General features: G+C 70.0%; 8 protein-coding genes. 4 read left to right on the top strand and 4 right to left on the bottom strand.

The genetic code is table 11. The features are described from left to right. The first annotated feature begins 199 nt into the window (after positions 1–199). A complete protein-coding gene (locus VGL85_RS20820; RefSeq protein WP_331590948.1) occupies positions 200–3,016 on the top strand; it encodes a TonB-dependent receptor in 2,817 nt (938 codons plus the stop codon). Here the strand turns inward: VGL85_RS20820 and VGL85_RS20815 are convergent. The 3 genes from VGL85_RS20815 to VGL85_RS20805 all read right to left on the bottom strand — a co-directional run bounded on the left by VGL85_RS20815 (position 3,013) and on the right by VGL85_RS20805 (position 5,683). Then, positions 3,013–3,966 (bottom strand): sugar kinase, encoded by a 954-nt coding sequence (locus VGL85_RS20815; protein ID WP_331590947.1) that lies wholly within the window; start codon positions 3,964–3,966, stop codon positions 3,013–3,015. The genes VGL85_RS20820 and VGL85_RS20815 overlap by 4 nt on opposite strands. A gap of 96 nt (positions 3,967–4,062) precedes the next feature. Next, positions 4,063–4,845 carry an SDR family NAD(P)-dependent oxidoreductase gene (locus tag VGL85_RS20810; protein WP_331590945.1) on the bottom strand — a complete coding sequence of 261 codons (783 nt, stop codon included), beginning with the start codon at positions 4,843–4,845 and terminating at the stop codon, positions 4,063–4,065. A 67-nt stretch (positions 4,846–4,912) separates the two neighbouring features. Further along, entirely contained in the window at positions 4,913–5,683 is a 771-nt protein-coding gene (locus VGL85_RS20805) for an alpha/beta hydrolase (protein ID WP_331590944.1), read from the bottom strand. Between the two features lie 306 nt (positions 5,684–5,989). Here VGL85_RS20805 and VGL85_RS20800 point away from each other — a divergent pair, with 306 nt between their 5' ends. The 3 genes from VGL85_RS20800 to VGL85_RS20790 are packed head-to-tail and all read left to right on the top strand — an operon-like array spanning position 5,990 to position 9,758. Next, a complete protein-coding gene (locus VGL85_RS20800; RefSeq protein ID WP_331590943.1) occupies positions 5,990–6,484 on the top strand; it encodes a (2Fe-2S)-binding protein in 495 nt (164 codons plus the stop codon). Then, positions 6,484–7,482, top strand: a complete 999-nt coding sequence (locus VGL85_RS20795; protein ID WP_331590942.1) for a xanthine dehydrogenase family protein subunit M — start codon at positions 6,484–6,486, stop codon at positions 7,480–7,482. Before VGL85_RS20800 ends, VGL85_RS20795 begins: the two co-directional genes overlap by 1 nt. Before the next feature lie 2 nt (positions 7,483–7,484). Further along, positions 7,485–9,758: a xanthine dehydrogenase family protein molybdopterin-binding subunit gene (locus VGL85_RS20790; protein ID WP_331590941.1), complete on the top strand. Its 2,274-nt coding sequence runs from the start codon at positions 7,485–7,487 to the stop codon at positions 9,756–9,758. A 4-nt stretch (positions 9,759–9,762) separates the two neighbouring features. Here the strand turns inward: VGL85_RS20790 and VGL85_RS20785 are convergent, their stop codons facing one another. Beyond that, positions 9,763–10,272, bottom strand: a complete 510-nt coding sequence (locus VGL85_RS20785; protein ID WP_331590940.1) for a hemerythrin domain-containing protein — start codon at positions 10,270–10,272, stop codon at positions 9,763–9,765. Between the last annotated feature and the right edge of the window lie 67 nt (positions 10,273–10,339).

The raw sequence follows: 10,339 nt of genomic DNA, 5'->3' as shown, positions 1-10,339 counted from the left end.
GGCTTATTCGCCGTTGCTACCGGTGTCATGCAAGGTTTTGACACCGGTGTCATACATAGGATGCGAACGGCGTCAAGCCGCGCTAGACCGGTCGGCGGCGTATCGACAGGCGGCGGTTCGCGAGGGAGGGAAAGATATGCTTCGCCACGGAAGTCCTGCGTCCGCACGCGCGCTCTTGACCGGCGCCTCGATGGCCGCGATGGCCGCCGCCACGTTCTGGGCGGGCGCCGCGCAGGCCGAAGCCGCAACGGCGGCCGACGACAGCGCGTCCAAGGAAGTGGAGGAGGTGGTCGTCACCGGCTTCCGCGACAGCCTGGCCAAGGCGATCAACATCAAGCGCGCCGACACGGCCGAGATCGACACCATCCTGGCCGAGGACATCGGCAAGTTCCCCGACCTCAACCTCGCCGAATCGCTGCAGCGCATCCCGGGCGTGTCGATCACCCGCGAAGGCGGCGAGGGCCGGCAGATCACCGTCCGTGGCCTGGGCCCGCAGTACACCCGGGTGCGGATCAACGGCATGGAGGCGCTGTCGACCACCGGCGCGCCCGACAACGACGGCGGTGTGAACCGCACGCGGGCCTTCGACTTTGACGTCTTCTCGTCGGACCTGTTCAACTCGATCTCGACCCGCAAGACCGCCGAGGCCGACGTGGACGAGGGCGCTCTGGGCGCGACCGTCGATCTGAACTCCGCCAAGCCCTTCGACTACAACAAGTTCACCTTCATCGCGGCGGCCAAGGACGACTACAACACCCTGGCCAAGTCCAACAATCCGCGGTTCTCCGCGATCATCGCCGACGTCACCCCCGATGGGACCTTCGGCGCCCTGGCCAGCGTTTCCTACACCAAGCGCGACTTCATCGATGTGGGTTCGTCCACGGTGCGCTGGGACATGGGCAATGTGCTGTCCACGGGCGGCACTTCGGCCGCGCCGCTGGTGGGTTTCGGCTCGGTGGGCGGGACCAATTGCCAGGTGTTCCCGCTGCCCGCGGCCTGCGCCGCCGCCGACAGCGCGCTGCACCCGCGCTTCCCGCGCTATGACGACTACACCGACAAGCAGAGCCGGCTGGGCGCGTCGCTGTCCCTGCAGTGGAAGCCCAACGACCGCAACCTGGTCTCGTTCGACACCCTCTATTCCGACTATCGCGGCACCCGCCAGGAGCAGTACCTCGAAGCCCCCGGCTTCAGCGGAACCGGTAAGTGCGCCTCGGCGACCACCTGCACCAGCATCGCCAACATCGCGGTGCTCAGCGACACCATCAACAGCCAGGGCGTGATGACCGCCGGCACCTTCAATGGCGTCGACACCCGGGTGGAAGACCGCTTCGACAAGCTGGAGACCGTGTTCCAGCAATACACCCTGAACGGGCAGCACCAGCTGACCGACAAGCTGTCGATCGACGAGCTGATCGGCTACTCGACCTCGGACTTCTCGAACCCGATCCAGACCACGCTGGGCTTCGACCAGTTCAACGTGCAGGGCTTCAGCTACGACTTCTCAAGCCGCGTCCCGATGCTGAACTTCGGCCAGGCCAACCTGGGCGCGAACGGCCCCTGGGTGCTGACCGAGGTGCGCGAGCGGCCGCAGACCGACGACAACGGCTACAAGACCGTCCAGGTCAACGGCCACTACGAATGGAACAAGACCTGGAAGTTCTCGGCCGGCGTCAACTGGAAGCAGTACGACTTCGCCACGACCTCACTGCGCCTGGTGAACGGCGAGAGCGTCAACAGCACCAACGCCTACAAGGGCCTGCTGGCGATCCCGATCTCCAGCTACAGCCAGCTCGTCACCCTGCCGACCAGTGGGCTCAGCGTGCCATCCGGCAGCTCCCTGACCTGGCTGACGCCCAGTGTCTCGAACGCCGCGAGCGCGCTCGGCCTTTACAGCAACACCAGCCTGTTCGCGCTCTCGACCACCGGCGACCTCGGCGACAACGCCTCGGTGCGTGAACGCGATGTGGGCGGTTACGTCCAGGCGGATTTCAAGACCGAACTGCTCGGCAGGCCGTTCCACGGCAACATCGGCGTCCGCTACGTCGAGACCGGCGAGGACGCCAGCGGCTTCACCTTCATCGGCGGCGTGCTTGGCCCGGTGACCGCGACCCACGACTACAACAACACCCTGCCGTCCATGAACCTGGTCTGGGACGTGAGCGACACGGTGCTGCTGCGCGCCAGCGCCTCGAAGATGATGGCGCGGCCGAACCTCACCGACCTGGTGGCGGCCACCTCGGTCACCGTCTCGGGCACCAGCTTCTCGGTGAAGACCGGCAACCCGGACCTGCGGCCGTTCCTCGCCAACTCCTACGACCTGGCGCTGGAATGGTATCCGGAACGCGGGACGCTCGTGTCGCTGGCGGTGTTCCGCAAAGACATCACCAGCCTGGTGACCACGCTCACCCAGAACCTTGTCTTCCACGACAATCCGTTCGGCATCCCGGACAGCGCCGCGGTGGCGGCCTGCGGCAGCACGCCGGGGTGCAGCGCGAGCGCGCAGTGGGCCTTCTCGACGCCGCAGAACACGCCCGGGGGCACGGTCAACGGCTTCGAGATCAACTACCAGCAGCCGTTCAGCTTCCTGCCGGGCCTGCTCAGCCACACCGGTACGCTCCTCAACCTGACCTGGGTGGACAGCCGCGTGCTCTATCCGAACGGCTCGGGCGGCTTCGTGCCGAACCAACTGCTCGGCCTGTCGCGCTACTCGGCCAATGCGACCCTCTACTACGAGGACGAGAAGTGGAGCGCCCGCATCTCCGGCGCCTATCGCAGCCGCTACCTGATGCAGGTGCCGGGCAAGGAAACCGGAACCGACGCCGACGGCTTCGACCAGACGTTCAACCTCGACGCCTCGGTGCAGTACACGATCAACCCGCACCTCAAGCTCACCCTGGAAGGCATCAACCTGACCGACCAGTACGAGAACGAGTTCAACGACACCACGCGGGACCTGTCGTACTACTACCACCACACCGGACGCGAGGTTCTGTTCGGCGTCCGCTACAGCTACTAGGCTTCGAACAGCGACCCCGGCGGCGGGAAGTCCGCCGCCGGTGTGATCGCCCCGACATGACCCACCACATGCGACGCCAGGCGGCGGCCCACGGCCGTCGCCTGTTCGGCTGACAGGCCCTTGAGCCAACCGGCCAGGAAACCGGCGTTGAAGCTGTCGCCGGCGCCGGTGGTGTCGACGGCCTTCACCTGCGGTCCGGCGGGCAGGCGGCGGACGGCGTCGGCGGCGTGCAGTTCGATCGCCCCGTCCTCGAAACGCGCCAGCACCTGCGGGCCGCGCGCCGCCCAGGTGGCGGCGACCTCGCCCAGCGGACGTTCGCAGAGCGCCTCGACATCCGGCCCGCTGGCCGAGACGATCCGGCACCAGCCGATCACCGCCTGCGTCGCCGCCAGCGCGACCTCGTGCGATGGCCAGAGGCGAGGGCGGTAGTTGGGGTCGAAGGCCACCGGGACGCCGGCGGCGCAAGCTTCCGCCAGGATCGCGCCCAGGGCCGCGCGGCCGGCCTCGCCGATCACCGCGAGCGTGATGCCGGAGACATAGACCAGGTCGGCCGAGAGCGCGGCGTCACGGAAGGCGGTCACGTCGGCGAGGTCGAAGAACTGGCGCACCGGCGCCTGGTCGCGCCAGTAGAAGAACCGCCGCTCGCCGGCCGCATCGCGCTCGATGGCGTAGAGGCCGGGCACGCGGCCCGGGACCCGGGTCACCAGGCCATCGCCCACGCCCTCGGCGGCCATCAGCGCCAGGATCGCGGCGCTGAATGGGTCGCCGTCGCCCACGGCCGTGGCGAAGCAGGCCGACGCGCCCAGGCGCTGCAGGTAGACGCAGGTGTTGAAGACGTCGCCGGCATAGCCGATCGCGGCCTGGCGGGACCCTGAAAGGCTCAGCTCCACCATGCATTCGCCGAGCGCCACCACCCCGCCCATGACCGCGTCCGCGCTCCCAGATTCCACCCGCCTCCAGCCTTAGCCGAAAACGGCCGAAACCTAAATCCTTCCGTGGTCTTAGGCGGATATTCGCAGGCGCGCGACGACGGGGCCGCCCCGGCGTCAGAACGCCTCCTCATGCAGGTCGAAATAGGCGCGATAGGGGACGCCGCGCCCGGTCAGGAAACCGCTGTCCACCGGCAGGTAGGCGCCGGTCACCGCGCGCGCCGCTGGGCTGGCCAGGAACCAGCAGACCTCGGCGACGTCGGACGGTTCGACCAGGCGCTGGAGCGGCAGGTTCCGGGCGTTGGCGGCGGCGCGCTCGGGATCGATCGTCCGCCCGCCCATGCCGTTGGTCATTGGGCCCGGGCCCACGGCGTTGACGCGGATGCCACGCCGGCCGAGCTCGAAGGCGGCGTGGCGCACCAGGCCGGTCAGCGCCGCCTTGCTGGAGGCGTAGTGCACGCCGCTCAGGAAGGCGATGTGCTGGGCGGCGATCGAGGAGATGATGCTGATCGAGGCGCCTTCGGGCGCCGCGCAGGCCGCCGCCGCCTTGGTCAGCAGGAAGGCGCCGGTGAGGTTCACGTCGATCACCCGTCGCCAGGTTTCCGCATCCATCTGAGCGATGGTGTGGCGGCTGGCGATCCCGGCGCAGGCCACCGCGGCCTCCAGCGCGCCGTGCCGCACGGCGAAGCCCGCCACGCCGGCGTCCAGCGCCTCGGCGTCGGTGACGTCGCAAACCAGGCCCTCGGCCTTCAGGCCCGCGTCCTTCAGGCGCGCGACGGTCGCGGCCACACCCTCGGCGCTGCGGTCCAGGACGCCGACGACCGCGCCGCCCTCGGCGAAGCGCTGGGCGATGGCGGCTCCGATGCCGGAGCCGGCGCCGGTGACAAGGGCGGTCTTCATGAGGGGATCAGCTCCATCGAGAGGCGGGGAGGACGTTTCTGGGAGAGCTTGTGGCGACGAGCGCCCATCAGGCCGCGTCCAGGAACTCGCGGATCAGCTCCGCGGTCTGGCCAGGGTCGTCGAGCAGGGAGGCGTGGCCGGTCATCGGCATAAGCCGGAAGACGGCGCCCGGGATCTCACGCGCCATCCGCCGGGCGCCCTCGAGGTTCGGATCGTGGTCGCCGCAGGCCACCAGGGTCGGCGCGGCGATGGTCTCCAGGCCCGGCGTCCAGTCCGGCAAGCCGGCGAAGGCGTGACGTGAAAGCCCCGCGCCGGCCGGGTCGCGGCGCTCGAACCAGCGCGGATCGAAGAAGGCCTTGGGCCGGCCGGCCTCGGCGCGCAGGACGGCGGCCTTGCGGCTCATCTCCCTGCGCAGCGGCTCCGGCGCGGGCGGGCCGCCGGTGGCGTCGAACAGCATCAGGCGGTTCACCCTCGACGGCGCCAGCATGGCCAGCGCCGCGGCCACCCGCGCCCCGAACGCCATGCCCGTCACGTGGGCCGCAGAACCTCCGGCGGCGTCCAGCACCATGAGCGCGTCGCGGGCGTAGCCCTGGAAGCTGTGGCTTGCGGGCGCGCCGGGGTCGCTTTCGCCATCGCCGCGCCGGTCATGGCGGATCAGCCGCCAGCGCGGGGCCAGCGCCGGCACGATCGGGTCCCAGACGCTCATCGCCGCCGTGCCCATGGAGCAGAGCAGGACGGCCGGCGCACCCGGGTCGCCGTCGTCGCGCCAGGCGATCCGCACCCCGTCGGGCGCCGTCGCAAAGTTCAGCCGCTCGCCCATGATTTCGTTCAGTTCCACTTCGCAGGATGCCCGCGCTCGGTGGTGATAGGGCCGCGCCCGCCCCGCCGCGCGAGCGGTTTTGGCTTATTCCAGGGCGCGAAATTCGGCGGGCGTCGCCGGCCTGGGGGCGCCGCCAGGAACCAGTTCCGAAGCGCCGGGTTGTCAGACGTTGGGCGGGCCCGGAACGTGACTATGACCGACGACGGCCGCCGACCCAGTCGACGCGGATTCCTGACCGCCGCCAGCGGCGCCACGGCGGCCCTGCCGCTCGCGGCGGCGGCCCGACCCGCGCCGTCCCGTCCACCGTCCGGAGGCAAGCCGCGCATGGACCTGACCCTCAACGTCAACGGGACCGACCATCGCCTCGCGCTCGATCCGCGCACGACCTTGCTGGACGCGCTTCGCGACCACCTGGCGCTGACCGGCTCGAAGAAGGGTTGCGACCAGGGCCAGTGCGGCGCCTGCACCGTGCACGTCGACGGCCGGCGGGTGCTGGGCTGCCTGACGCTGGCCGCCAGCGTCCAGGGGCGGCGGGTGACCACCATCGAGGGCCTGGCGCACGGCGAGACCCTGCATCCCATGCAGGCCGCCTTCATCAAGCACGACGCCTTCCAATGCGGCTATTGCACCCCCGGCCAGATCATGTCGGCGGTGGCCTGTGTGCACGAGGGCCACGCCGGCGACGATGCGGCGATCCGCGAATACATGAGCGGCAACCTCTGCCGCTGCGCCGCCTATCCGAAGATCGTGGCCGCGATCCGCGAGGCGGCGCCGGCCACGGCCAGGCTGACCGCCGGCGCCCGGGCGGAGGCCGCCTGATGCGCCCGTTCCGCTACGCCTACGCCGCCGATCGCCCCGCAGCCCTGAAGGCCGCCAACGACGCCGGCGGCTCGGCCCACTACCTGGCTGGCGGCACCACCCTGATCGACCTGATGAAGCTGGACGTGATGCGGCCGCGCACCGTGGTCGACATCAATGCCCTGGCCCGCGAGCACAGCGAGATCCGCGTGACGCCGGACGCCCTGCATCTCGGCGCGCTCGCCCGCATGGCCGACGTGGCCGACGATCCGGCGGTGCGCCACGCCTATCCGATGATCGCCGAGTCGCTGGACCTCGCCGCCAGCCCACAGATCCGCAACATGGCGAGCCTCGGCGGCAACGTCCTGCAACGCACCCGCTGCCCCTATTTCCGCGACACCGGCTGGGCTCACTGCAACAAGCGCGAGCCGGGCTCCGGCTGCGCGGCGCGCCAAAGCGTGAACCGCAAGCTGGCGATCTTGGGCGTCAGCGACCACTGCATCGCCAACTATCCCGGAGACTTCGCCGTGGCCCTGGCCGCCCTGCGCGCCAGCGTCGACCTTGAGGGGCCACAGGGCCGCCGCGTGATCCCGTTTGAGGCGCTGCATCGCCTGCCGGGCGAGACCCCGCACATCGAGACCACCCTGAAGCCCGGCGAGCTGATCACCGGTTTTTCCGTGCCCGCCGCGCCCTGGCTGCGGCGCTCGCTGTACCTCAAGGTCCGCGACCGGGCCTCCTACGAGTTCGCCATCGCCTCGGCCGCCGTCGCCCTGGATCTGGACGGGCGGGTGGTGCGCCAGGCGCGCATCGGACTGGGCGGCGTGGCGGCCAAGCCCTGGCCCGCGCCCGAGGCCGAAGCCGCACTGGTCGGCCAGCCGCTCACCCCGGCCGTGGCGCTTGCCGCCGCCGAAGCCGCCTTCGCCCAGGCCGTTGCGCCTGGCGGACTCGCGTTCAAGCCGGAGCTCGGCCGCCGCACCCTGGTGCGCGCCATCCTGGCCGCCGGCGTGATGGAGGTCTGACCATGGCCGACGGCGCCGGCCGCCCATTCGGCAAGGTTTTCGGCAAGCCCAGCCCTCGCATCGACGGGGCGCTGAAGGTCACCGGCGCCGCGCGCTATGGCTCCGATGAACCGGTCCCCAATCCGGCCTATGCCTGGCTGGTCACCAGCACCATCGCCCGCGGCCGGGTGGCGGGTTTCGACCTCGCCGCCGCGAAGGCGGTGCCTGGGGTGCTGGAGATCCTGACCCACGAGACGGTCCAGGGCGCGGTGAAGTCGCCCCCGGGCCCCGACGGCAAGCCGACCACAACAACCCTGGAGAGCGAGCGCGTCTGGCACGCCGGACAGATCGTCGCCCTGGTGGTCGCCGACACCTATGAGGCCGCCCGCGAGGCCGGCCACAAGGTCGCCGTCCGCTATGCCGAGGAGGCGCCCAGCGCCACCTTCGACAGCCCCGGCGCCGCCGAGCAGCCGAAGCCCTCGAACCCGCAACAGCCCGAACCCGCCAAGGGCGACGCCGAGGCGGCCTTCGCCAAGGCGCCGCTGAAGATCGAGGCGCGCTATTCGACGCCGACCCAGCACCACAATCCGCTGGAGCTGTTCACCACCACCTGCGTCTGGGACGGGCCCAGGCTGACCATCTACGAGCCCAGCCAGTCGATGTGGGGCCTGAAGAACGCGCTTGCCAGGCAGCTCGGGATCGATCCGGCCAATGTGCGCACGGTCTCCCATTTCGTGGGCGGCGCGTTCGGCTCGCGCGGCGCGGCGACCTCACGCACCGCCTGGGTCGCGCTGGCGGCCCGGCGGCTGAAGCGGGCGGTGAAGCTGGTCCCCACCCGCGACCAGGGCTTCACCATCGCCACCTTCCGCGCCGAGACCCGCCAGCATGTGAAGCTAGCGGCCGACCGGGACGGCAAGCTTCTGGCCCTGGTTCACGAAGGCGCGGAAGTCACCTCGCGGCCGTCGAACTACAATGTCTCGGGCGTCGAGACGACGGCGCGGATGTACGCCTGCCCGAACGTGACGACCCACGTCAGCGTGGTCCACGCCGACCGCTCGACGCCGGGCTTCATGCGCGCCCCGCCGGATACGCCCTACATGTTCGGCCTGGAATGCGCGATGGACGAACTGGCCCAAGCTCTGGGCATGGACCCCATCGAACTGCGCCGGGTCAACGACACGGCAGTCGATCCGATCAGCGGCAAGCCTTTCTCCAGCCGCTCGCTGATGAAGTGCTTCGATGCGGCGGCGGCGAAGTTCGGCTGGGCCAAGCGCGACCCGAAGCCGGCCTCGATGACCGACGGCGACTGGCAGGTGGGCTTCGGCTGCGCCACCTCCTGCTATCCGTCGAACATCGGCCCGGCCGCCGCGCGGCTGACGCTGACGCCGCAGGGCAAGGCGCGGATCGAACTGGCCGCGCACGAGATCGGCACGGGCGCCTACACCACCGTCGCCATCGCCGTGGCCGACGGCCTGGGGCTCAAGGTCTCCGACGTGACCGTGGAGCTGGGCGACTCGCGCTTTCCGCCGGTGCCGGTGGCCGGCGGGTCGAACAACGCCGCCTCCACCACCAACGTCGCCATGAAAGCCTGCGAGGGGGTTCGAAGCCGCCTGGCGCTGGCGGCGGTGAAGAACAACGCCGGGGCCTTCGCCGGCGCCGATGCCGCGGGCCTGAAGCTGGTCAGCGGCAAGCTGGTGGGGCCGGGCGGTAAGTCCGAGCCGCTGGCCAAGGCCGTGGCGCGGATCGGCGGGGTGGTCGAGGTGCATGCCGAGAATGTGCCCGAGGGCCTGCCGCCGGACGCCGCCCAGGGACTGTACCAGGGCAAGATGGCCATGGTGCGCGGCACGGGCCGCAAGGACGTGACCGCCTACGCCTTCGGCGCGCAGTTCGTGGAGGTGCGGGTGCATCGCCTGACCCGCGAGATCCGCACGCCGCGAGTGGTTTCGGCCTTCGCGGCCGGGACGATCGTCAACCCGCTCACCGCCTATAGCCAATTCATGGGCGGGGCGATCTGGGGCCTGTCGTCGGCCCTGCACGAGGCCACCGAGATCGACCCGTCCGCCGCGCGTTATGTGAACACCAACTTCGCCGACTACCTGATCCCGGTGAACGCCGACGTGCCCCAGGTGGACGTGATCTTCGTGCCCGAGGAGGACACCCGGGTGAACCCGCTGGGTGTGAAGGGCATCGGCGAGATCGGCATCGTCGGCATGAACGCCGCGGTCGCCAACGCCGTCTTCCACGCGACCGGCAAGCGCATCCGCGACCTGCCGATCCGCATGGAAGACCTGCTGTAGAGCCTCAGCGCAGTTCGGTGCCGCGCAGGGTGGGCGTTTCCGGCGTGGGCACGCCGTCCTGCTTGTAGACGGCCATCAGCCGCTGCTTCTCGGCGGTGAGCTGGTCGCCCAAGGCGTCCATGTCGAGGTCCGCCTTGCGCGCCTGGGCGAACAGGCCTTCGACGCGACGTTCCTCTTCCTCGACGTGGTGCTCTATGAGCTCGCTCAGCACCTGCACCTTGGCGTCGTAGAAGGCCTCTTCTGGCGAGCCTTCCTCGATCTCGGCCACCAGCACCTTGGCGGCGTCGTGTTCCACGTAGGACTCGTCCAGCAGGTCGTCTTCGACCTTGCCCTTGCAGGCCGGGTAGAAAATGTCCTCCTCGATCTTGGTGTGGATGGCCAGCTCCATGCAGATCTGCTCGGCGATCTCGCGCTTGCGCTTCTGGCCGCTGGCCTTCTTGAAGGTCTCGAACAGGCCTTCGACCTTGCGGTGGTCGGCCTTGAGCAGGGCGATGGCGTCAGGTTTCTCGGTCATGACTTGTTTCCGGGCTGGTGGATGGCGCGCAACGGGCCGCCGCCGATGCCCTTCAATCGTCTCTGCG

It is taken from the genome of Phenylobacterium sp. (genome assembly GCF_036501465.1).
GTDB lineage: Bacteria > Pseudomonadota > Alphaproteobacteria > Caulobacterales > Caulobacteraceae > Phenylobacterium.
This window is presented reverse-complemented; position numbering and strand designations above follow the sequence as displayed.